The sequence below is a fragment of the Streptomyces rugosispiralis genome (genome assembly GCF_024505145.1).
GTDB lineage: Bacteria > Actinomycetota > Actinomycetes > Streptomycetales > Streptomycetaceae > Streptomyces > Streptomyces rugosispiralis.
In genome coordinates, this window is record NZ_JANIAA010000021.1 from 1 (window position 1) to 21032 (window position 21032).

General features: G+C 71.9%; 17 protein-coding genes. 12 read left to right on the forward strand and 5 right to left on the reverse strand.

Translation table 11 applies throughout. From position 1 onward, the window contains the following. Window positions 1-26: 26 nt before the first annotated feature. Complete coding sequence (locus NP777_RS27005; protein WP_256652791.1) at window positions 27-524, reverse strand: Dps family protein; 498 nt, start codon at window positions 522-524, stop codon at window positions 27-29. 532 nt (window positions 525-1056) lie between these two features. On the opposite strand from NP777_RS27005, the gene NP777_RS27010 reads away from it, so the two are divergent. Next, window positions 1057-2223, forward strand: a complete 1167-nt coding sequence (locus NP777_RS27010) for a trypsin-like serine peptidase (RefSeq protein WP_256652792.1) — start codon at window positions 1057-1059, stop codon at window positions 2221-2223. Between the two features lie 52 nt (window positions 2224-2275). Here NP777_RS27010 and NP777_RS27015 read toward each other — a convergent pair whose 3' ends face one another. Next, window positions 2276-2866 (reverse strand): GNAT family N-acetyltransferase, encoded by a 591-nt coding sequence (locus NP777_RS27015; protein WP_256652793.1) that lies wholly within the window; start codon window positions 2864-2866, stop codon window positions 2276-2278. A gap of 63 nt (window positions 2867-2929) precedes the next feature. Here NP777_RS27015 and NP777_RS27020 point away from each other — a divergent pair, with 63 nt between their 5' ends. Then, window positions 2930-3733: an exodeoxyribonuclease III gene (locus NP777_RS27020; protein WP_256652794.1), complete on the forward strand. Its 804-nt coding sequence runs from the start codon at window positions 2930-2932 to the stop codon at window positions 3731-3733. 112 nt (window positions 3734-3845) lie between these two features. Here the strand turns inward: NP777_RS27020 and NP777_RS27025 are convergent, their stop codons facing one another. After that, window positions 3846-4550, reverse strand: a complete 705-nt coding sequence (locus NP777_RS27025; protein WP_256652909.1) for a MerR family transcriptional regulator — start codon at window positions 4548-4550, stop codon at window positions 3846-3848. Window positions 4551-4738: 188 nt separating this feature from the next. Here NP777_RS27025 and NP777_RS27030 point away from each other — a divergent pair, with 188 nt between their 5' ends. The 4 genes from NP777_RS27030 (at window position 4739) to NP777_RS27045 (ending at window position 8788) form a co-directional block, all read left to right on the forward strand. Further along, window positions 4739-6268: a flavin-containing monooxygenase gene (locus tag NP777_RS27030; RefSeq protein ID WP_256652910.1), complete on the forward strand. Its 1530-nt coding sequence runs from the start codon at window positions 4739-4741 to the stop codon at window positions 6266-6268. Further along, complete coding sequence (locus tag NP777_RS27035) at window positions 6265-7416, forward strand: alpha/beta fold hydrolase (protein WP_256652795.1); 1152 nt, start codon at window positions 6265-6267, stop codon at window positions 7414-7416. Before NP777_RS27030 ends, NP777_RS27035 begins: the two co-directional genes overlap by 4 nt. Further along, window positions 7413-8363 carry an SDR family oxidoreductase gene (locus NP777_RS27040; protein WP_256652796.1) on the forward strand — a complete coding sequence of 317 codons (951 nt, stop codon included), beginning with the start codon at window positions 7413-7415 and terminating at the stop codon, window positions 8361-8363. Before NP777_RS27035 ends, NP777_RS27040 begins: the two co-directional genes overlap by 4 nt. Window positions 8364-8482: 119 nt before the next feature. After that, complete coding sequence (locus NP777_RS27045; protein WP_256652797.1) at window positions 8483-8788, forward strand: hypothetical protein; 306 nt, start codon at window positions 8483-8485, stop codon at window positions 8786-8788. 152 nt (window positions 8789-8940) lie between these two features. Here the strand turns inward: NP777_RS27045 and NP777_RS27050 are convergent, their stop codons facing one another. Continuing rightward, entirely contained in the window at window positions 8941-12240 is a 3300-nt protein-coding gene (locus NP777_RS27050; protein WP_256652798.1) for a S41 family peptidase, read from the reverse strand. Window positions 12241-12389: 149 nt separating this feature from the next. Between NP777_RS27050 and NP777_RS27055 the strand changes: the two genes are divergently transcribed. The 5 genes from NP777_RS27055 to NP777_RS27075 all read left to right on the forward strand — a co-directional run bounded on the left by NP777_RS27055 (window position 12390) and on the right by NP777_RS27075 (window position 18393). After that, a complete protein-coding gene (locus tag NP777_RS27055; RefSeq protein ID WP_256652799.1) occupies window positions 12390-13007 on the forward strand; it encodes a TetR/AcrR family transcriptional regulator in 618 nt (205 codons plus the stop codon). A 135-nt stretch (window positions 13008-13142) separates the two neighbouring features. Beyond that, the gene (locus NP777_RS27060) at window positions 13143-15401 is read left to right on the forward strand and encodes an MMPL family transporter (protein WP_256652800.1); all 2259 of its coding nucleotides are present in this window, start codon (window positions 13143-13145) and stop codon (window positions 15399-15401) included. 237 nt (window positions 15402-15638) lie between these two features. Beyond that, window positions 15639-16859, forward strand: coding sequence for an energy-coupling factor ABC transporter permease (locus NP777_RS27065; RefSeq protein ID WP_256652801.1), 1221 nt, complete (start codon window positions 15639-15641; stop codon window positions 16857-16859). A 2-nt stretch (window positions 16860-16861) separates the two neighbouring features. Continuing rightward, window positions 16862-17626 (forward strand): cobalt ECF transporter T component CbiQ, encoded by a 765-nt coding sequence (gene cbiQ / locus NP777_RS27070; RefSeq protein ID WP_256652802.1) that lies wholly within the window; start codon window positions 16862-16864, stop codon window positions 17624-17626. Next, entirely contained in the window at window positions 17623-18393 is a 771-nt protein-coding gene (locus NP777_RS27075) for an energy-coupling factor ABC transporter ATP-binding protein (RefSeq protein ID WP_256652803.1), read from the forward strand. Before cbiQ ends, NP777_RS27075 begins: the two co-directional genes overlap by 4 nt. Window positions 18394-18521: 128 nt before the next feature. Here NP777_RS27075 and NP777_RS27080 read toward each other — a convergent pair whose 3' ends face one another. Continuing rightward, on the reverse strand, window positions 18522-19832 hold the full coding sequence (locus NP777_RS27080; protein WP_256652804.1) for a serine hydrolase domain-containing protein: 1311 nt from the start codon (window positions 19830-19832) through the stop codon (window positions 18522-18524). Between the two features lie 159 nt (window positions 19833-19991). Between NP777_RS27080 and NP777_RS27085 the strand changes: the two genes are divergently transcribed. After that, on the forward strand, window positions 19992-20798 hold the full coding sequence (locus tag NP777_RS27085) for an SDR family NAD(P)-dependent oxidoreductase (RefSeq protein ID WP_256652805.1): 807 nt from the start codon (window positions 19992-19994) through the stop codon (window positions 20796-20798). Window positions 20799-21032: the final 234 nt, after the last annotated feature.

The following is a 21032-nucleotide window of genomic DNA, read 5'->3' on the forward strand; positions in this document are numbered from 1 at the left end:
TTGGTGCCTGGTTGGTATGGCGGGGATCAGGCGGAGCGGTTTTCCGCGCTGACCATCCAGGCGTGCTTTTCCAGGGAGTCGATGATCGTGTGCAGGAGGTCGGCCGTGGCGGGGTCCTCGCTGTCGACCTGGTCGTGGAGGGTGCGGAGGGTGTCGACGGTCGCGCGCAGGCGGGCGGTGACGAGGTCGACGACGGTGCTCACGTTCGCCTCGCCCGCCGGGAACGCGGGGAGTGTGGTGGTCGCCGCCACGGTCTCGGAGCGGCCGTCCGGGACGCTGGCCAGGGCGCGCATGCGTTCGGCGATGGTGTCGGCCGACTCGCGGGCGTCGTCCACGATCTGATCCAGTTGAAGGTGCAGGTCGCGGAAGTTGTGGCCGACCACGTTCCAATGGGCCTGCTTGCCCTGGAGATGCAGTTCGACGAGGTCCACCACGATCTGCTGCAACGCCTGGGCGAGCTGCGGCGAGGCGGTGAATCCGGCGACATCGCTCTCCGAACGTCGGGAACCCCCGGAAGAGGCCATGGCGTGTCTCCTTCGAAAGCGCCGCGGAGCAGACCCCTGGCACAGGAGGCCCGTGTCCGTATGCGGTCAAGCCTTGAGGAGGCCTCTCGGCGCCGCCACCGCGCTTGATCCGCTCGGGTGAGCACCGAGGGGCGGATGGGGTGCGGTACCCAAGAGGAATGAGTACTTGACGCGATCCGCGGGCGGCCCGTGCGCGGTTGGGCGGAACGGTGCATGCGACGGCTTCCGCGGGAACGGGTGCCCACGAGGCGGCCGGCGCCGCGGCAGGGGGCCGCTCAGGTGACGATGGCGATGCTGCTGCTGGCCTCTCCCTGAGCGTTCGGAAGGCGCGGGGGAGGCGCGATGTCATGGAATCGTGCTTACCGCGTTCGTGTTTGGTGCGGGCCGGGGGACAGGTGATGGCGCAGGCCAGGGGCGCGGGCATAGTAGGTGCCCGGTCCTGTGGCTCCATGGCGTGAAAGCGCCGTAGGGCGTAGGGCGGCACAGCACATCACAGCACAACAACTGCACCACAACAGGGGGATAAGGCTCCATGCCACTCATACGCCACTCCACCGTGGCGGCCGCGGCCATGACCGCGCTGCTGGTGGTCTCCGCTTCGGCCTGCGGGCCCGGTGACGACGAGGCCACTTCCTCGTCGAACTCCTCGGCCGCGTCCACCGGGCAGCAGGCCAAGGACGGGATCAAGCTGCCCGATGGCGTCCCGACGAGTCTGGACGACCTGAAGAAGTGGAAGGAGGGCGGCTGGAAGGACTGGGACAAGTGGGCCCGCAAGGCATCGGATTTCGCCAATCCGATCATCAAGAACTTCTGGCAGCCGTCCAGGATGGCCAAGGCGAAGGATTCGTCGCACACCGTCTCCACGCAGAGCGCCGGTCAGGACCAGGCGGCCACCGATCCCGAGCCGCCCGCCGTGCCGGCCAAGCAGGTCTCGCGGCCGTACCACCAGAACATGGCGCCGGTCGGGAAGGTGTTCTTCGACAGTCCCGAGGGGCCGATGGTGTGCTCCGGGACGGTCATCGACGACCCGGCCCACCCGGGGAAGTCCAATCTGGTGTGGACCGCGGGCCACTGTGCGCACTCCGGCAAGCAGGGCGGCTGGATGCGCAACATCGTGTTCGTGCCCTCTTACAACGACAACGGACTGCCGGCCGAGCAGACCCAGTCGGCGGCGCAGAACGAGGTCAGCCCCTACGGCGTGTGGTGGGCGGACTGGTCGCAGACCTCGTCCGAGTGGATCGCGAACGGCGGTAAGACCGGCGGGGTGGGGTCGGCGTACGACTTCGCCGTGCTGCATGTGAAGCCCGAGAACGGCGGCGGCAAGTCGCTGCAGGAGACGGTCGGTGCCTCGGTGCCGGTGTGGTTCGGGGCGCCGTCGGCGGACCAGGTGAGCTCGATCGGCGCGTACGGCTATCCGCAGGCCCCGCCGTACGACGGGGCGAAGATGTTCAACTGCACCAGCAGGCCGGGCCGGCTGTCGTTCTCGCCCACCTCGCCGACGATGTACCGGATCGGCTGCTCGATGACCGGCGGTACCTCGGGCGGTGGCTGGTTCGTCAACCACGGCGGCAAGACGGTGCTGGTGTCCAACAGTTCGATCGGCTCGTACGGGCACACTTGGCTCGCCGGGCCGCATCTGGGGGCCGAGGCCAAGGGCGTGTTCGACGCCATCAGCAAGAAGTTCGCCGGTCAGGGCTGACCGGGGCGCAGAGGCGTCACGGGCCCGCTCCGCGTTCGGAGCGGGCCCTTCGTCATGGCCTTACGGATGGCTTCGCGGGCGCGCCCGTAAGCTCGTCCGTCGTGCTCGTCGTGCTCGTCGTGCTCGTCGTGCTCGTCGGGTCCGTCGCGTCCGTCGCGTCCGTCGCGTCCGTAAGGAGCTTGGCGTAGCAGCGGCTGCTCTCCTCGAAGCGGTAGAGCCCGAACTTCGTCACCGGTGCGTAGCCGGATGAGGTGTAGAGCGCGATGGCCTCGGGCTGCTCGGTGCCGGTCTCAAGGACCATCCGCACCCGCCCCGCCTCCCGCGCGCTGTCCTCAAGTGCCGCGAGGATCCGCCGGGCCAGCCCACGTCCGCGCGCCGCGCGCACCACGAACATCCGCTTGATCTCGGCGTCCCCGTCCTCGTAGCCCTCCTCGTTCCGCTCCTGGCTGCGCCAGCCGCCGCTCGCGACCGGAGTGCCGTCCGTGTCGTAGACGATGAGGTAGAGGCCGCGCGGCGGGTCGAAGTGGGCCGCGTCCATATGCGTCAGATCGCCCTCGCCGTAGCGCTCGGCGTACTCCACCTGCACTTCCGCGTCGAGTTTGCGGGCGTCAGGGTGATCGTAACCAATGACTCGAACGTCCATGCGATGGATCGTACTTCTATGCAGAGGAAGGAGCCGTTGGTTTTGTCGCGTATCGTGCCGGGCGTGCTCACCGTGACGACCGTAAATGTGAACGGGCTGCGCGCCGCCGCCAAGAAGGGCTTTGTCCCCTGGCTGGACGGTACCGCGGCCGACGTGGTGTGCCTCCAGGAGGTGCGCGCCGAGCCCAAGGAGCTGCCCGAGGCGGTCCGCGAACCCGACGGCTGGCATGTGGTGCACGCCCCAGCGGCGGCCAAGGGCCGGGCCGGGGTGTCGGTGTACGCCCGGCGCGAGCTGGAGGGCGTCCGGGTCGGCTTCGGGTCGTCCGAGTTCGACGGCAGCGGCCGCTATGTGGAGGTCGATCTGCCGGGCGTGACCGTCGGCAGCCTGTACCTCCCCTCGGGCGAGGTCGGCACGGACCGCCAGGACGAGAAGGAGCGCTTCATGGCGGAGTTCCTTCCGTATCTGAAGGAGCTGCGCGAGCGCGCGGCGGCCGGTGGGCGCGAGGCGCTGGTGTGCGGCGACTGGAACATCGCCCACCAGGAGGCCGACCTCAAGAACTGGAAGGCCAACCAGAAGAAGTCCGGCTTCCTGCCGGAGGAGCGCGCCTGGTTGACCAGTGTCTTCGAGGAGGCGGCGTACGTGGACGTGGTGCGCGCCCTGCACCCGGACGCCGCGGGGCCCTACTCCTGGTGGTCCTACCGTGGCCGGGCCTTTGACAACGACGCGGGCTGGCGCATCGACTACCAGATCGCCACCCCGGGGCTCGCCGGGCGCGCGGTCAAGGCGGTCGTGGAGCGTGCGGCCGCCTACGACCAGCGGTGGAGCGACCACGCCCCGGTGACGGTGGCCTACGGCCCGGCTCACTGAGGGTGTAGCTCCGGGGGTCGGCTCGCTGAGGGTGTAGCTCCGGGGGTCGGCTCGCTGAGGTCGTACCTCCGGGGGCTCGGCTCGCTGAGGTCGTAGCTCCCGCGAGCTGGGCTCACTGATTCCCGGTGCTGCCGCCCCCGGGCGGCATCTCGCCCAACTCCGCCCGCATCCTGTGGTTCATGGCCATCGTCAGCTCGGCGTCCACCACGCTCGTGGCCAGTGGCCGCAGCCGCTCCACGGTCTCGCCGACGTCCTCGCCGCGCTCCGCGGCTTCCGCCAGCACATGGGCGCGGAGCAGTGTGACGAAGGTCTCGGCGATCGCGTCCACATGCTCACGCACCTCGCGCGCCGCGCCGAGCACGGCGGCCAGCGGGACGCCCTGTTCGACCAGGGAGTGTGAGACGTCCAGCAGGCGGCGGCTGAGGTGGACGATCTCGTCGCCGTCGACGGCCAGATAGCCGAGGTCGAGTGAGGTGCTGAGGTTCTCCGGGGTGACCTCGCCCTGGAAGTAGTCCGCGAGCACCTCGGGCCTGAGCCGGACCGGGGTCTCCGCGGGCCAGGAGGCGGCGGCGCCGGGCAGTCCGAGCAGCTCGCCGACGTCCCGGCGGCCGCTTTCGAAGGCGGCGAGCAGCTCGGCGATCCCGCCGAGGGTGTGGCCGCGCTCCAGCAGTGCCGCGATCGTCCGCAGCCGGGCCAGATGGTGGTCGTTGTACCAGGCGATCCGGCCTTCGCGGCGCGGTGGCGGGAGCAGTTTGCGCTCCCGGTAGAAGCGCAGGGTGCGCACGGTGATCCCGGCCTTCTCGGCCAGTTCCGTCATGCGGTACTCGCGTACCTCGTCCGCTTCGTTCGTCGCCACGAGGGAAGCCTATGCCGCGGCCGGTCGGGTGCGACCGCCGGTAACTTCGTTATCCACAGCCCCTACCGCTTGGTAGATCCCTGTCCTACGCTCCCATCGTGCCAGTGATTGCTGGCACGGTCGTATTCGCGTTCGTGGAAGGCGGCGGCATGGCTGGGCTGACGCATGAGCATGTACGGGTGGCGGTGATCGGGGCCGGATTCGGCGGGCTGGGGGCGGCGGTGCGGCTGCGCCGCGCGGGCGTCACGGACTTCGTGGTGCTGGAGCGCGCGGACGCGGTCGGCGGCGCCTGGCGGGACAACACCTATCCGGGCTGTGCCTGCGATGTCCCGTCGCATCTGTACTCCTTCTCCTTCGCGCCCAACCCCGACTGGCCCCGGAACTTCTCCGGCCAGCCCCATATCCGCGCCTATCTGGAGCGGGTCGCCGACACCTTCGGGCTGCGGCCGCACTTGCGCTTCGGCGCCGAGGTGCGGTCTCTGCGCTGGGACGCCGAGGCGGTGCACTGGAAGGTGGAGACGGTACGGGGCTCGCTCACCGCCGATGTGGTGGTGAGCGCCACCGGTCCGCTCGCCGACCCCCGGATCCCGGACATCCCGGGGCTCGACGGCTTTCCCGGCGCCGTCTTCCACTCCGCGCGCTGGGACCACACCACCGATCTGCGCGGCAAGCGCGTGGCCATGATCGGCACCGGCGCCTCGGCCATCCAGATCGTCCCCGCCATCCAGCGCGAGGTCGGCCGGCTCACCCTCTTCCAGCGCACCCCGCCCTGGGTGCTGCCGCGGATGGACCGCCGGATCAGCGGCCTCGAGCGATGGCTGCACTCGAAGGTCCCGGCCACCCGGTCGCTGCGCCGCGGGGCGCTGTGGGCCATCCGGGAGCTGCAGGTCGGGGCCTTCACCAAGCGACCGGGCGAGATGCGGTTCGTGGAGCGGCTGGCCGCTGCCCATATGCGACGGGCCATCAAGGACCCGGGGCTGCGGGCGGCGCTGACCCCCGACTACCGGATCGGCTGCAAGCGCATCCTGCTCTCCAACGACTACTATCCGGCGCTCGCCCAGCCGCATGTGGACGTGGTCCCGACGGGATTGACGGAGGTGCGCGGCAGCACTCTGGTCGGTGCCGACGGCACCGAGACCGAGGCCGACGTGATCATCTTCGGCACCGGCTTCCATGTGACCGACGTCCCCATAGCCCAGCGGGTGACCGGGGCGCGCGGGACGACGCTCGCGGAGGAGTGGAAGGGCGGGATGGAGGCGCTGCGCGGCACCACCCCGGCGGGCTTCCCCAACTTCCTGACCATCATCGGGCCCAACACCGGCCTCGGGAACAGCTCGATGATCCTCGTCATCGAGGCGCAGCTGGCCTATATGGCCGACTATCTGCGCCAGTTGGACACCCTCGGTGGCAAGGTCGCGCTGGACGCCCGGCCGTCGGCGGTGCGCGCCTACACCGACATGATCCAGGAAAGGATGGAACGCACGGTGTGGAACACCGGAGGTTGCGACAGCTGGTACCTCGACAACGGCCGTAACACCACCCTGTGGCCCGGGACGACGTCCGAGCTGCGGAGGGTCACCCGGCGCGTGGATCTCGCCGAGTACACGGTGGTGCGGCCGCGCACCGGGCCGGTCAAGGCCACGGTGTCCACGGCAGGTGCGGGGAGGGGATCGCGGTGAGGCGGGCTCGCTCGCTGCCCTCGGGGTCGTACGTCCCGCCCGTGCCGGAGCGTGAGCTGACGGTCGTCTCGGCCGACGGGAGCCGGATCCACACGGAGCTGCACGGCCCCGAGGACGCCCCGGCCGTCGTGCTCGCGCACGGCTGGGTCTGCTCCACGGCCTTCTGGGCGCCGGTGCTGCGCGCCCTGTCGGCCGACCACCGGGTGATCCTCTACGACCAGCGCGGCCATGGCCGCAGTCCGGCCCCGGGGCCCGGCGGCTACAGCACCGAGGCCCTGGCCGACGACCTGGTGGCGGTGCTGGAAGCAACCCTTCCGCCCGGTCGGCGAGCCGTGCTTGCGGGCCACTCCATGGGTGCGATGACGCTGATCGCCGCCGCCGACCGTCCCCCGCTGCGCGAGCGCGCGGCCGCCGCGGTGCTGTGCAGCACCGGCGCCTCACGGCTGATGGAGCGGTCGCGGGTGGTGCCGCTGCGCTCCCCGCGGGCACGGTCGCGGGCGCACCGCCTGCTGCTCGGATCACGCGCCCCGCTGGGCCCGGTCACGCCGCTCTCCAGGCGGCTGGTGCGGTACGTCACGATGGGCCCCGGCACCGTCCCGGCCACGGTGGAGGTGGCCGCGCGGATCCTCCATGCCTGCCCCCGTGTCGTGCGCGCCGGATGGGGCCGGGTCCTGGCCGACCTCGAACTGGACGCGCGGGTCGGTCAACTGACCATGCCCACGGCCGTCATCGTCGGCACCGTCGACCGGCTCACCCCGATCGAGCACGCCCACGCCCTCACCGCCGCGCTGCCGCACTGCACCGGCCTGACCGAGCTTCCGGGGCTCGGCCATATGACCCCGCTGGAGGATCCCGAGGCGGTCACCGGGGTGATCCGCGGCCTGGTGGAGGAGTACGGGACATCCCGGGAAACCGATCTCACGACCTCTCAGGAGCCCGGCTCCCAGGAATCCCATCCCACCTCTCAGGAATCCCACTCTCAGGAATCCCACTCTCAGGAATCCCACTCTCAGGAACCCCACTCTCAGGAATCCCACTCTCAGCAACCCCACTCTCAGGAATCCCACTCTCAGAAATCCCATCCCACAACAGCGACGGAAGCCGGGCACACGGCAGCGGCAGTGGAAGCGAAGGAGCGGACGGCATGAGTGCGCGCAGGGGGCTCGAGGGCCAGGTCGCGGTGGTGACGGGCGCGGCACGGGGGGTCGGCGAGCTGCTCGCCCGCAAGCTCTCCGCACGCGGCGCGAAGATCGCGCTGGTGGGTCTGGAGCCCGAGGAGCTGAAGCGGGTCTCGGAGCGGCTGCCCACCGACTCCGCCTACTGGCACGCCGATGTCACCGACGCGGAGGCGATGGCGCGGGTGGCGGAGGAGGTCGTGGAGCGGTTCGGCGCGGTGGACATCGTCTGCGCCAACGCGGGCGTGGCCCAGGCCGGTCCGTTCCTCGACACCGACGAGACGGCCTGGCGGCGGGTGATCGAGGTCAATCTGCTGGGCAGCGCCACCACGGTCCGCGCCTTCCTGCCCGCGCTGACCGCCAGCCGCGGCTATCTGCTCCAGATCGCCTCGCTCGCCGCGATCGCGCCCGCGCCCATGATGACGGCGTACTGCGCGTCCAAGTCCGGGGTCGAGGCGTTCGCCCACAGTCTGCGGGCCGAGGTGGGCCACCGTGGGGTGCGGGTCGGCGTGGGCTATCTGAGCTGGACGGACACCGATATGGTGCGCGGCGCCGACCGCGACGAGGTGATGCGCGAGCTGCGGCAGCGGCTGCCCTGGCCCGCGGGCCGCACCTATCCGCTGGGCCCGGCGGTGGACCGGCTGGTGGCGGGCATCGAGCGCCGGTCGGCGCATGTGTACGCGCAGTGGTGGCTGCGCGGTATGCAGTCGATGCGCGGCTATCTGCCCGCCTTTATCCACGCCGTGGGGCGGCGCGAGATGCGCCGCGCCGAGCCGCGGCTGGCGGCGACCCGGGAGGCGCGGGGCGGTCTGGTGGGCGAGGGCGGCGCGGCCGACGAGAAGGCGCGCACGGCGGACACCGCGGGTACGGAGGGCACGGCGCGCACGGCGGGCACCGTGGGTACGGAGGGTCACCGGTAACGCTCCGTCAACCGCTCTGACCTGCGCTTATCTCGGTTCCTCCGGTCCGGAATGCGGAGAAAGTCGGCGCATGTAACTCTTGTCGGGCCCGACGCCATTCATCCGATGAGGAGTGACACATGGGCCCCAAGGACCAGTCGAACGAGAAGGCTCAGCAGGCCAGGCGGAAGCAGCAGGGCGGGCGGAGCCAGGAGCCGCGGCGCGGTCAGCAGTCGCAGTCCGGTGAGCGCATGCAGTCGGCCGAGCGCACGCAGCCCGGTGAGCGCGTGGAGGAGCGCTCCCGCCGGGAGCCGGGGCAGGAGCAGCGCCGTGGCCGGCAGGACCGGCCGGAGGCCCACGGGCAGTCCCAGCGGATGGACCGTGAGCGCCGTCAGCCGGGCATGGGCGACGAGATGACGGACCAGGAGCCCTTCGAAGAGATGTGACGCACCGAGGGCGGGAGGGGCGCATCCCCATGGCTGGGCCATGGGGATGCGCCCCTGCACCCCACCCGCGCCCGCCCCGCCCCCGTCCCCTGTACCCCACCCGCGTCCACCCGCCCCAGGGTCCCGCCCCCGGCCCCCCGCCCCCGCCGCGCTCAGTTCCCGTTGCGCGGTGGCAGTTGGGGGCGGCGCAGGTCGGGGACGCCCGAGTAGTCCGGCGGGGTCGCGGCCGGATGCCGCTCCAGCAGATCGAGCGCCGTACGGACGGCGACCCCCAGTTGCGGATGGCGGCCCTCCGCCCAGTCCACGGGGGAGCGCGGCGCCTCGATATCCGGCTCCACACCGTGGTTCTCCACGCCCCAGCGGTAGGCGTCGAACCACGCGGCGTTCATCGGCACCGTGATCGACGTGCCGTCGCCGAGACGGTGACGGCCGGTCATCCCGACCACCCCGCCCCAGGTGCGCAGCCCCACCACCGGCCCGATGCCCTGGATCTTGAAAGCCGCGGTGATCATGTCGCCGTCCGAGGAGGTCGCCTCGTCGGCGACCGCGACGATCGGCCCGCGCGGCGCGTTGCTGGAGTACGACACGGGTTGGGCGTTGCGGGTCAGGTCCCAGCCCATGACCTTGCGGGTGAGCTTCTCCACCACCAGCTCGCTGATGTTGCCCCCCGCGTTGCCCCGGACGTCCACGATCAGCGCGGGCAGCGACATCTCGCGGCGCAGATCGCGGTTGAACTGCGCCCAGCCGGAGCCGCCCATGTCGGGGATGTGCAGATAGCCGCACCGCCCGTCGCTCAACTCGCGCACCACGGACCGGCGCTGGGCGACCCAGTCCTGGTAGCGCAGCGGCCGGTCGTCGATCAGCGGCGAGACCGCGACCCGGCGCGGTGGCCCGTCGCCGTCCGGCGGCTCGAAGGTCAGCTCCACCGTTGTGCCGCCCGCGGCCGTCAGCAGCGGGTAGGGACCCGCCACCGGGTCCACCGGGCGCCCGTCGACATGGGTGAGCACGGCGCCGTCCCGGATGCCCAGACCGGCCAGCGGCGAGCGCGCCCGGGAGTCGGAGGACTCACCGGGCAGGATGCGGGCCACCGCCCACCGCCCGTCCTTGGGCAAGCGGGTGAGGTTGGCGCCGAGCAGCCCGATGGGGCGCTGGTAGTGGGACGGCCCCTCGTTGCGGCGCGCGGCGCTGACGTAGGCGTGCGAGGTGCCCAGCTCGCCGAGGGTCTCGCGGAGCAGATCGGCGAACTCGTCGGGCGAGGCGACCCGTTCGACCAGCGGACGGTACTGGTCGAGCACCCCGTCCCAGTCGACACCGCACATCCCCGGGTCCCAGTAGTAGTGGCGGGTGATGCGCCCGGCCTCGTCGTACGCCTGCCGCCACTCGGCCGCCGGATCGGCGGTGTGCTGGATCCGCCGCATGTCGAGGTGGACCGTGGAGTCGCTGTCGCCGGACTCGGTGGCGGGCATCGCGCGCAGCTCGCCGTCGTCGTACGCGACCAGCCGGGTGCCGTCGCCGCTGACCACGAACCAGTCCAGCTCACCGGTGAGTTCGGTGCGCTTGGCCTTCGCCAGGTCGAAGTGTTCCAGGGTGGGGCGGCTCGAGGTCTCGCCCGGGTTCGCGAACGTCTCGCCGAGCACGCCCGAGATCGGCCAGCGCAGCCACACCAGCCCGCCGCCGCTGACCGGGGACAGCGAGGAGTACTTGGACGCGGAGACGGGGAAGGCCGTGACCCGGCTGGCCAGCCCCTCCACCTCGACCGTCACCGTGCCGTCGCCGTCGCCCTCGCCCCCGCTGACGTCCGGGTCGAGACCGCCAGCCGCCGGGCGCCCCTCGGGGGACAGCGCGAAGGGCGAGGGGGTGGCGGAGGAAAGCGGTACGAGATAGGGGCGGCAGCCCAGCGGGAAGGACAGGTCGCCGGTGTGCACGTCGTAGACCGGGTCGAAGCCGCGCCAGGAGAGGAAGGCGAGATAGCGGCCGTCGCTGGTGAAGACCGGCTCCTCGTCCTCGAACCGCCCATTGGTCACATCCACGGTGGTCCGGTCGGCCAGCCGCGCGATCTTGATCGAGCGCAGAGTGCGCCCTATCCCGGGGTGGGACCAGGCGAGCCAGGCCGAGTCGGGGGCGAAGGCCAGGTCGCCCACCGGGCCGTTGTCCGACCGGATCAGCTCGGTGACCTCGCCGTCCCCGTCGGGGGAGGTGTCCACCAGCAGCAGCCGCCCGTCGCCCGCGGCGACCGCGAGCAGGTCGCCGTCCGGTGAGGGCTCCAGTTCGTGCACCCGGCCCAGCCGACCGGCGGCCAGCCGGCGCGGCTCGGTGGGACCGGCGGCCCGGGGCAGATGCGCTATCTCGATGGCGTCCTCGCCCTCCGCGTCGGTGAGGTACGCGACCCGGCCGGTCGAGCCCAGCATCACGGGCAGCCGCACCCGGACGCCCGGGGTGTCGGCGAGGGTGCGGGCGGGCCCGTCGCGGTGGGTGAGCCAGTACAGGCTGCCGCGGACGCACACCGCGCTGGCCCGGCCGGTGGTGTCCACCGACAGCGAGTCGATGTGCGAGGCGGCGGGCACCTGGTAGGGCCGCCGTCCGGTGCGCGCCCCGCCGAGCCGTACGTCCAGCTTGCGCGGCACGCCGTCCGGGCCCAGATCGTCCACCAGCCACAGCTCGCCCGCGCACTGGTAGACGACGCGGGAGCCGTCGGTCGAGGCGTGCCGGGCGTAGAAGTCGGCGTGGTCGGTGTGGCGGCGCAGATCGGTGCCGTCGGGCAGACAGGAGTAGAGGTTGCCGATGCCCTCGTGGTCGGAGAGGAAGGCGATCCGGCCGCCGACGAACATCGCCGCGTCCAGATGGCCGTTCAGCTTCTCCGCGAGCCGGGTGCCGTGCAGCCACAGCCGGCCCATCGCCCCGCCCCGGTAGCGCTTCCAGGTGGCGGGCTCGTGCGGCGGCTTGCCGGTGAGTAGCAGGGTGCGGCGCTCGCCCTCGAGGTCGGCCACCGCGATGTCGGCCACCGGCCCCCAGGGCAGCCGCCCGCCGGGGCTGCCGTCGATGGGCAGGCTGTACGCCCAGGAGAAGTGGGAGAACGGCTGCTCATGGGAGGAGACCGCGAGGATCTGGGAGGCGCCGTCCTGGTCCGGCGGGGTCCAGCCGCACACCGTGGCGTCCGTACTGCCCCAGTAGGTCAGCCGGCGGGCCGGGCCGCCGGCCGAGGGGACGAGATAGATCTCCGGGTCGAGGCTGCGCCAGGTGGTGAACGCGATCTGGGAGCCGTCGGGGGAGAAGCGGGGAGGTCCGACGCGGGTACGGTCCGCGGTCAGCCGCCACGCTCTCCCGGGTGGCCCACCCGGGGCGGTCAGCGGGGCGACCCACAGATCGTCCTCGGCCGCGAAGCACAGCAAGTCGCCGTGCAGATGCGGAAATCGCAGGTACGCCAGGTCGTCGTCGCATGCGTAAGGCTCCACCCCACCCATGTTTTCGAGCTACGCCATTCGGAGCAACTCGGTTGTGTGACCGAGACCACTAGCGAAACGGCGTAGTTTCGATAGGGCTGGGCTTATGCTGGAGGAGTACGAAACCGTTTCGTTCGGAGTTCGGAGGGAGGCGACACCCCATGCGGATCACGGATCAGCCGACGGAGGACCGCGACACCGCCCGGGTGCGCCGGAGCAGACTCTCCCCCGAGCGCGAGCGGGAGCTGTACGAGGCGGTGGTCGAGCTGCTGGGTGAGGTCGGGTACGACGGTCTGACGATGGACGCCGTCGCGGCCCGCACCCGATCGAGCAAGGCCACGCTCTACCGCCAGTGGAAAGGCAAGCCGCAGCTGGTCGCGACCGCGCTGCGGCACACCAAGCCCGTTCTGCTCCAAGGCGTCGACACCGGATCGCTCCGCGGGGACCTGCGGGAGATCGTGCGGTGTGCGGAGACCGCCCATGAGCGGGACGCCGCGCTGATGAGGGGACTCGCCCACGCAAGCCATGAAAACCCGGACCTTCACCAGGCCCTGCGAGAGTTGTTGATCTTCCCCGAGATCGACGCGCTCCACGCGCTGCTGAGGCGCGCCGTCGACCGCGGCGAAGTCGCCCCGGACCGGCCCGCCTTGAACTACGTCGTGCACATGATGTGCGGCGCGTTCATCACCCGAGCGCTCGTCGAGGACAAGCAGCCGGACCAGACGTATCTCCTGGAGTACATCGACGCCGTGATCCTCCCCGCGCTCGGCGCCGCATAGCCCTTCCTCCCACTTCCTCACTCCCCCCGATCTCCCCGCACAACCACATAGGACCCCGGCCGGCGCGCCGCTCTCGTCGCCGGTTCGGTCACCCATCCCTGCCCTGCCAGCCAACCGACGGGAGCACCCCTTCTCGTGGCCACCTTCCTCTATAAACTCGGCCGGTTCGCCTTCCGGCGACGCGGCTTCGTCGCCCTGATATGGGTGGCGCTGCTCGCGGTCGCGGGCGTCGGCGCCGCCACCGCGTCCCAGCCCGCCAACGACAGCTTCTCCATCCCGGGCACCGAGGCCCAGAAGGCATTCGACCTGCTGGAACAGCGGTTCCCCGGGGGTAACGCGGACGGCGCCACCGCCCGTGTGGTCTTCCGCGCCCCGAGCGGCGAGAAGATGACCGACCCGGCCAACAAGGCGGTGGTCACCAAGACCGTCGCCGAACTCAAGGCCAGCTCGCCGCAGGTCGCCTCGGTCGCCGACCCTTACCAGACTCAGGCCGTCAGCAAGGACGGCACCACGGCGTACATCCTGACCAGCTACAAGGTCAACGCCTTGGAGCTGAAGGACCCCGCCAAGGACGGTCTCAAGGAGGTGGGGGACAAGGCCGAGAAGTCGGGGCTGTCGGTGCAGATCGGCGGTGACGCGCTCCAGGAGATGCCGGAGACCGGCTCCACCGAGATCATCGGCATCGCGATCTCCGCGGTCGTCCTGGCCATCACCTTCGGCTCGCTGGTCGCGGCCGGACTGCCACTGCTGACCGCGCTCATCGGCGTCGGCATCGGCATCTCGTCGATCACCGCGCTCGCCACCACCCTGGGGCTGTCCACCACCACCTCCACCCTGGCGATGATGATCGGCCTCGCGGTCGGCATCGACTACGCGCTGTTCATCGTCTCCCGCTACCGCGCGGAGCTGGCCGAGGGACGGGACCGGGAGGAGGCCGCCGGACGGGCCGTGGGCACCGCGGGCTCCGCGGTCGTCTTCGCCGGCCTTACGGTCGTCATCGCGCTGGTCGGCCTCGCCGTCGTCAACATCCCGATGCTGACCAAGATGGGCTTCGCCGCGGCCGGTACGGTCGTCATCGCCGTCCTGATCGCGATCAGCCTCATCCCGGCGGTGCTGGGCTTCGCGGGCAAGCGGGTGTTCGGGCGCAAGGCGCGCCGGCGGATGGAGGAGCGTGCCGCGGCGGCCGCTGCGAGCGGCACGGACGCCCCCGAGGAGAAGCCCAACATGGGCACCCGCTGGGCCCGCTTCGTACTGCGCCGCCCGCTGATGGTGCTGCTGGTCGCGGTGCTCGGCCTGGGCGCGGCCGCACTGCCCGCCGCCAGCCTGGAGCTCGGTCTGCCGGACGACGGCTCGCAGCCGGTCAGCAGCCAGAAGCGCCAGGCGTACGACGCGATCTCCAAGGGCTTCGGCCCCGGCTACAACGGTCCGCTGATGGTGGTCGTCGACGCCAAGGGCAGCGATGACGCCAAGGGCGCGGCCCAGCAGATCCGTAAGACCATCACCGGTCTGGACGGGGTGGCGGGGGTCAGCCCGGCCGCGTTCAACAAGGCCGGTGACACCGCGACGCTCACCGTCATCTCCAAGTACAAGCCGAGCAGCATCGACACCGAGAACCTGGTCGGCGACATCCGGGACAAGGCGAGCGGCTTCAAGTCCGACACCGGCGCCGAGGTGCTGGTGACCGGTCAGACCGCGATGAACATCGACATCTCGCAGAAGCTCAACGACGCGCTGGTGCCCTATCTGGTGCTCGTCGTCGGACTGGCCTTCCTGCTGCTGATGGTGGTCTTCCGGTCCGTCCTGGTCCCGCTCAAGGCGGCGCTCGGCTTCCTGCTCTCCGTCGTCGCGGCGCTCGGCGCGGTGGTCGCGGTCTTCCAGTGGGGCTGGCTGGCGGATCTGTTCGGGGTCGAGGAGACCGGCCCGATCATGAGCATGATGCCGATCTTCATGATCGGTGTGGTGTTCGGTCTGGCGATGGACTACGAGGTCTTCCTGGTGACCCGGATGCGGGAGGCGTACGTCCACGGCGAGCGCCCCGGCCAGGCCGTCGTCACCGGCTTCCGGCACGGCGCCCGGGTGGTCACCGCGGCCGCGGTCATCATGATCAGCGTCTTCGCCGGATTCATCGGCTCGTCCGAGTCGATGATCAAGATGATCGGCTTCGGCCTCGCCACCGCCGTTCTCTTCGACGCCTTCGTGGTCCGTATGGCCATCGTCCCGGCGGTGCTGGCGCTGCTCGGCAAGGCGGCCTGGTGGCTGCCGCGCTGGCTGGACCGGGCGCTGCCCAACGTGGACGTGGAGGGCGAGGGTCTGCGCAAGCAGCTCGAGCAGTCCCCGGCGGCCCAGCAGCGCGACCGGGACTCCGACCCCGACGCCGAGCTGACCCGCGTCTGACCCGCGTCTGACTCGCGTCTGACCTGCGTCTGACCTGTGTCCGACCCACGTTCGACCCGCGGCTGAACATCTGGCGTCACGCCTCGGCCCGACGGCGGCCTTCCGAATCCCGGAAGGCCGCCGTCCGGCGTTTTCCGTGAGCCCGTGCGATCCCGCGATGTAGGCGCTCTTGCGAACGACTTGCAGGTACGGGCTACCATCGGGCCGATAGCTGCAGCTCAGGAGCGGAGTCCCGCCATGCATGTGCCCGACGGATTCATCGACGCACCGGTGTCGGTGGCGACCGGTGCGGTCGCGGCCGGGGCCGTCGCGGTCAGTTTGCGCGGTGCCCGGCGGGAGCTCGACGAGCGGACCGCGCCGCTGGCCGGGCTGGTCGCGGCGTTCATCTTCGCCGTGCAGATGCTGAACTTCCCCGTGGCCGCCGGGACCAGCGGCCATCTGCTGGGCGGGGCGCTGGCCGCGATACTCGTGGGGCCGTATACGGGGGTGCTGTGCGTCTCCGTGGTGCTGCTGATGCAGGGCGTCCTGTTCGCGGACGGCGGGCTCACCGCGCTCGGCGTCAACATCACGGACATGGCCCTGGTCACCACGGTCGTGGCGTACGCGCTCTTCCGCGCGATCGTGAAGCTGGCCCCGCATCGCCGCCGTACGGTCACCGTGGCGTCCTTCGTGGCCGCGCTGATCTCCGTACCGGCCGCGGCGGTGGCCTTCACGGCGATCTACGCGCTCGGCGGCACGGCCGATGTGGCGATCGGCAAGGTCTTCGCGGCGATGGTCGGTGTGCATGTGCTGATCGGCATCGGCGAGGCGGCGATCACCGCGCTGACGGTCGGCGCCGTCGTGGCCGTACGGCCGGATCTGGTGTACGGGGCGCGGGGGGTGACCGCGCGCCCGCTGGAGATCCGCAGCAGCCCGCTGGCCCCGGCCACCCCGGGGGCGGTGGCGCGGGCCGAGGGGCCGGCGGCCGAACCCGCGGCGGCGACCTCCGGGACCCCCGGGACCTCCGGGACCTCCGGGACCTCCGGGACCCCCGGGACCCCCGGGACCCCCGGGACCTCCGGGACCCCCGGGACCCCCGGGACCCCCGGGACCCCCGAGACCTCCGAGCCCGCCGGGGCCCCCGAGCCCGCCGCCGCGCCGCGGCGCTCGGCGCGGCGCGTGTGGTGGGCCGGGCTCGCGGCCGCGCTGCTGTGCGCCGGGGTCGTCAGCTTCTACGCCTCCGCCAGCCCCGACGGGCTGGAGAAGGTCGCCCATGACAAGGGGATCGACCAGAAGGAGGAGGACCACGCCGCCAAGGACTCCCCGCTCGCCGACTACGGCGTCAAGGACATCACCGACGCCCGGCTCTCCGGCGGGCTCGCCGGGGTGATCGGGGTCGGGGCCACGCTCGCCGTAGGCTCCGGGGTCTTCATCGTCATACGGCGGCGCAGGGCGACGGCCGAGAGCGAGCGGGGCTGACCGTGGGCGCTGGACACGCACACAAGCTCTACCGGGAGGGCCGGTCGCCCGTCCACGCCCTCCCCCCGCACTGCAAGATCGCCGCCGTCTTCTGCTTCGTGCTCGTCGTCGTCTCCACGCCCCGCGAGGCCGTCTGGGCCTTCGGGGCGTACGCGGTGCTGCTGGCCGGGGTGGCGGGCGCGGCCCGGATCCCGGCCGGGTACCTGCTGCGGCGGCTGCTGATCGAGATCCCGTTCGTGGCCTTCGCCGTGCTGATGCCGTTCATCGCGGAGGGCCCGCGGGTGGAGGTGCTGGGGATGTCGCTCAGCGAGTCCGGGCTGTGGAGCGCCTGGAACATCCTCGCCAAGGGCACCCTCGGCGTCGCCGCCTCCGTCCTCCTGGCGTCCACGACCGAACTGCGCGCCCTGCTGCTCGGGTTGCAGCGGCTGCGGATGCCCTCGCTGCTGGTGCAGATCGCCTCGTTCATGATCCGCTACGGGGACGTCATCTCCGATGAGATGCGCCGGATGCGGATCGCCCGCCAGTCGCGCGGCTTCGAGGCGCGCGGGGTGCGGCACTGGGGGGTGCTCGCCTCCTCGGCCGGGGCGCTGTTCATCCGCTCCTACGAACGGGGCGAGCGGGTCCATCTGGCGATGGTCAGCCGGGGCTATACGGGCACCATGCCGGTGATCGACGATGTGACGGCGTCCCGTGCCCAGTGGACGTACGCCGCCGCCCTCCCGCTGACCGCGCTGGCGGTCTGCCTGACCGGATGGATGCTGCCATGACCGACCCCGCCACCGCCCCGCCGTCCCTCCAGGTGTCCGGTCTGGCCTACGCCTACCCCGACGGCCATCAGGCCCTCTTCGGCGTCGAGCTGACCGTGGCCCGCGGTGAGCGGGTGGCGCTCCTCGGGCCCAACGGCGCGGGCAAGACCACGCTCGTACTGCACCTCAACGGCATCCTTACGGCGGGCGCTGGGACGGTCACGGTCGCGGGGCTGCCGGTGGGGAAGGCGCATCTGGCCGAGATCCGCCGCCGGGTGGGCATCGTCTTCCAGGACCCGGACGACCAGTTGTTCATGCCGACCGTACGGGAGGACGTGGCCTTCGGCCCGGCCGCGGCGGGGCTGCGCGGCGCGGAGCTGGAGGAGCGGGTGCGCCGCGCGCTGGAGCGGGTCGGGATGGCGGAGTTCGCCGACCGGCCGCCGCACCACCTCTCCTTCGGGCAGCGGCGGCGGGTGGCCGTGGCGACCGTACTGGCCATGGAGCCGGAGATCCTGGTCCTGGACGAGCCCTCGTCCAACCTCGACCCGGCCTCGCGCCGCGAACTCGCCGACATCCTGCGGTCCCTGGAGGTGACCGTGCTGATGGTCACCCACGATCTGCCGTACGCGCTGGAGCTGTGCCCGCGCTCGGTGGTGCTCAGCGGCGGGGTGATCGCGGCGGACGGCGGGACGCAGGAGCTGCTGTGCGACGAGGAGCTGATGCGCGAGCACCGGCTGGAACTCCCCTTCGGCTTCGACCCGCGCTCGGTGACGGTGCCGGTGAGGTGAGGATGCCGGTGTTTCCGGTGGGGTGAGGGTGCGGGCCAGCGCCGCCGGGCGCGCTCGGAGGCATACCAGGGGCGCGCGGCGCGTCCTCTTCCGCGCCGCCCCGCCGCACCTGCGGCCCCCTCGGGCCGTTACGCCTCCCGCGCCGCCAGGCTTGTCCGCACCGCGCGCACCAGCGCCTGCGCACGCGGATCGGCGGTGACGCCGCGCCGCATACCGTTGGTGACGTAGGCAAAGCCGATGCGCGCCTCCGGGTCGGCGAAGGCGAGGGAGCCACCCCGCCCCGGGTGGCCGAAGGAGCCCGGCCCCAGCAGCGGGCAGGCCGGGCCGTGCAGCATGTAGCCCAGGCCGAACCGGGTGCCGACGACCAGGACCCGGTCCGGACCCGCGGACTCCTCGGTACGGGCCATCGTCAGCGTCGCCGGGGCGAACAGCCTGCCTCCCGAGCGGGCCGTACGGGCCGAGGGCAGCGGGCCGATCAGCGCCGCGTAGAAGCGGGCCAGCGCCTCCGCGGTCGCCACCCCGCCCGAGGCGGGCAACTCGGCGGCCAGATACGCGGGGTCGTTCTCGTCCGGCAGCGGGGTGATCGCGGCGAACGCCCGCCGGGTCAGCGACTCGGGGTCCCGGTACGCCTCGGCGACCGACCGCTTGGGGCGCAGCCGCGGCCCCTGGGCGGCGGGCGCGGCGGGCGCCTCCACCGCCGCGATCCGGCCCACCCGGCCCCGCTGCGCCTCGGGCAGCCCGAGCCACAGGTCGAGCCCCAGCGGCCGGGCGATCTCCTCGGCGATCCAGCGCCCGATGGTCCGCCCGGTGACCCTGCGCACCAGCTCGCCCAGCAGCCAGCCGTACGTCTGGGCGTGGTAGCCGTGCGCCGTACCGGGCTCCCATACGGGCTCCTGGGCGGCGACGGCCCGCGGCCCGGATATGCCGTCGATGGCCTCGGCGGGGGTCAGCGGGGTGTCGAGCACGGGCACGCCGGTGCGGTGCGTGAGCAGATGGCGCACCAGCACCCGCTCCTTGCCGGCCGCCTTGAACTCCGGCCAGTAGGTGCTGACCCGGCCGTCCAGGTCCAGCTGGCCGCGCTGGTGCAGCAGCAGCGGCACGGCGGCGGCCACGCCCTTGGTGACCGACCGGACGACCTGGGCGGTGTCCTGGGCCCAGGGCTCGGGGCCGTCGTCCGATTCCCCGTGGCCCGCGGACTCCTTACGGTCGTCGGAGTCCTCGCCGCCCGCGGAGTCCTCGCCGCCCGCGGACTCCTTACCGTTGTCGGAGTCCTCGCCGCCGTCCGGGGTCTTCGTACCGCCCCACAGATCGACGACCTTCTCGCCCTCCCGATACAGGACCACGGCCGCGCCGCGCTCACCGTGCCGGGTGAAGTTCGCCGCGAAGGCGTCCCGGACCGGTTCGAAACCGTCTGCCACCGTGCCCTGGACGTCCACCACTGTCCGACTCCCGCCATGCCGACCCGAGCGTGTGTGCTGATTTTCTCTTATGGTGCAACGCCCCGCGCGGGAGGATCATGCCGGGGGCCGGGCATGATCCTGGCGGACCCGCCGCCGTGGGGCGGCGGCGGTCCCTGACCCGACGAGAAGGGGCACACAGTGCGGAGATTCGAGGGCTACGCGGTCATGCTCACCGGCGCGGGGCGCGGAATCGGGGAGGTGACGGCCCACCGGTTCGCCGACGAGGGCGCTCAAGTGCTGATCACCGACCAGGACGGCGAACGGGCCGCGAAGGCCGCCGCGTCCATACGGGCGGATGGCGGCGAGGCCGAGTCGCTGGGGTGCGACGTGGCCCGGCGGGCGGACGTCGAGGCGGCCGTGGCGCACGCCGTAAGGAGCTTCGGAAGGCTGGACGTCCTGGTCAACAGCGCCCACTCGTGCCACGTCGACACCCCGCTGTTCGAGGACCAGGCGGACGACGAGTGGCAGCAGGACATCGATGTCACCCTCGGCGGCGCCTTCCGCTGCTCCCGTGCCGCGCTGCCGCATCTGGCCGCCGCGGAGGGCCGGGGCGCGATCGTCAACGTCGGCTCGGTCAACGGCCTCCAGGACTTCGGCAACCACGCCTACAGCGCCGCCAAGGCGGGCCTGGGCAGCCTCACCCGCACCCTGGCCGCCCATGCCGCCGGGCGGGGCGTCCGCGTCAACCTCGTGGCCCCCGGCACGATCCGCACCCCCGGCTGGGACGGCCGGGAGGACACCCTGCGCCGCGCCGCCGAGGTCTACCCCCTCGGCCGGGTCGGCGAACCCACCGACATCGCCGCCGCCATCACCTTCCTCGCCTCCTCCGACGCCGCCTGGATCACCGGGATCACCCTCCCCGTGGACGGCGGCATCACGACCACGAACGTGGCGGTGCGCAGGGCCTTCGGTCACCCGGAGACGCCCAGCGAGACATCGTCGTAAGCGCCCTGCCAGGGGTCGCTCGTATAGACGTTGGTCGCATCCGCCGCCGTCGGATCCTTCAGCCGATCCCGGATCCGCGCCCCGCACGGAGCGGCCACCGTGAACGGGGCGGCGATCACTCTGAGAAGCGGCCCCGCTCACCCCGTCGAGCGACGCCCTGGCCAACCACGACCGACAACCGAATCAGCAGTTGGCAACCCGAGGGTCTCCCGACAGGGCCAACGGAACGCGGTG

What these genes read in the sequence shown, in the direction of transcription:
- NP777_RS27005 (WP_256652791.1), bottom strand. Translation starts at nt 524, where the DNA reads ATGGCCTCTTCCGGGGGTTCCCGACGTTCGGAGAGCGATGTCGCCGGA.
- NP777_RS27010 (WP_256652792.1), top strand. Translation starts at nt 1,057, where the DNA reads ATGCCACTCATACGCCACTCCACCGTGGCGGCCGCGGCCATGACCGCG.
- NP777_RS27015 (WP_256652793.1), bottom strand. Translation starts at nt 2,866, where the DNA reads ATGGACGTTCGAGTCATTGGTTACGATCACCCTGACGCCCGCAAACTC.
- NP777_RS27025 (WP_256652909.1), bottom strand. Translation starts at nt 4,550, where the DNA reads ATGACGGAACTGGCCGAGAAGGCCGGGATCACCGTGCGCACCCTGCGC.
- NP777_RS27030 (WP_256652910.1), top strand. Translation starts at nt 4,739, where the DNA reads ATGGCTGGGCTGACGCATGAGCATGTACGGGTGGCGGTGATCGGGGCC.
- NP777_RS27040 (WP_256652796.1), top strand. Translation starts at nt 7,413, where the DNA reads ATGAGTGCGCGCAGGGGGCTCGAGGGCCAGGTCGCGGTGGTGACGGGC.
- NP777_RS27045 (WP_256652797.1), top strand. Translation starts at nt 8,483, where the DNA reads ATGGGCCCCAAGGACCAGTCGAACGAGAAGGCTCAGCAGGCCAGGCGG.
- NP777_RS27055 (WP_256652799.1), top strand. Translation starts at nt 12,390, where the DNA reads ATGCGGATCACGGATCAGCCGACGGAGGACCGCGACACCGCCCGGGTG.
- NP777_RS27065 (WP_256652801.1), top strand. Translation starts at nt 15,639, where the DNA reads ATGCATGTGCCCGACGGATTCATCGACGCACCGGTGTCGGTGGCGACC.
- NP777_RS27075 (WP_256652803.1), top strand. Translation starts at nt 17,623, where the DNA reads ATGACCGACCCCGCCACCGCCCCGCCGTCCCTCCAGGTGTCCGGTCTG.